General features: G+C 73.4%; 2 pseudogenes. Both read right to left on the bottom strand.

What is annotated here, in order from left to right:
- Positions 1-177: pseudogene (locus ACGFT1_RS35805) on the bottom strand (ABC transporter ATP-binding protein); the annotation flags it as partial.
- A 36-nt stretch (positions 178-213) separates the two neighbouring features.
- Positions 214-403: pseudogene (locus tag ACGFT1_RS35800) on the bottom strand (sulfate ABC transporter substrate-binding protein); the annotation flags it as partial.

Here is a 403-nt window from a genome sequence, read left to right as displayed (position 1 = left end):
GATGAACTCGCCGGGGGCGATGTCGAGGCTGATGTCGTCCAGGACGAGCTGCTGCCCGGCGGGGCCGGGGAACGACTTCGAGACGTGCTCGATGCGCGCGGCCCACGCGGTGGCGCCGGTGTGCGCGGTGGCTGCGGCGGTCGTGGCGGCCTGGGCGAGCGGTGTGGTCACGGTCATGGTCGTCACCTCCTGTTCTGTGGTCGTCGTCCGGGTTCACCGACGGACGCCGAGCCCGGCGTCGTCGACCGGACTCCCGCCCTCGGCCGTGAGGACCTTGTTCAGCAGCGTGAGGTCGTAGATGCCCCGCAGGTCGGGCCGTTGGAGCAGGCCGGCGCGGACGGCGTGGTCGGCCTGCGCGGCGAGGGTGGCGGCCAGCGGGTCGTCGGTGACCTCCAGCGACGCC

It is taken from the genome of Streptomyces sp. Y20, assembly GCF_043195475.1.
GTDB lineage: Bacteria > Actinomycetota > Actinomycetes > Streptomycetales > Streptomycetaceae > Streptomyces.
Note: the sequence above shows the minus strand (reverse complement) of the source record. Positions and strands in the feature narration are given on the sequence as shown.